This is a genomic window from Frigoribacterium sp. AC759 (genome assembly GCF_979256015.1).
This window is the reverse complement of record NZ_CEEDMT010000081.1, coordinates 1-278: the sequence shown is the minus strand read 5'-3', so window position 1 is coordinate 278 and position 278 is coordinate 1. Positions and strand designations below refer to the sequence as shown.

Genomic DNA, 278 nt, shown 5'->3' with positions numbered 1-278 from the left:
ATGATGGCGTAGTGCGGCACGTCCGTCACGCTACGCGCGGGCCCCTGCGCGGATCGCCGACGGCGGCGCCGGCGGGGGACACGTCAGGAGGCGCGGGCCGGGCCCGTCGACCCCGGCGTGCGACCGCTCGCCGCGCGGGCCCGTGCCGGGTCGCTGCGCGGACCGACCGGGACCGAACGCATCGCCTGCGCGAGACCCGACACGGTGCTGTCGACGGACATGCTCTCGGCGCGGTCGACCACGAACGTCTCGTGCCAGATGCCGACGGCGCCCGGGGC

1 pseudogene is annotated in these 278 nt (G+C 77.3%); it reads right to left on the bottom strand.

The features are described 5' to 3' along the window. Nucleotides 1-83: 83 nt before the first annotated feature. Nucleotides 84-278, bottom strand: a pseudogene (locus tag ACZ6JE_RS15170) (DUF4188 domain-containing protein); the annotation flags it as partial.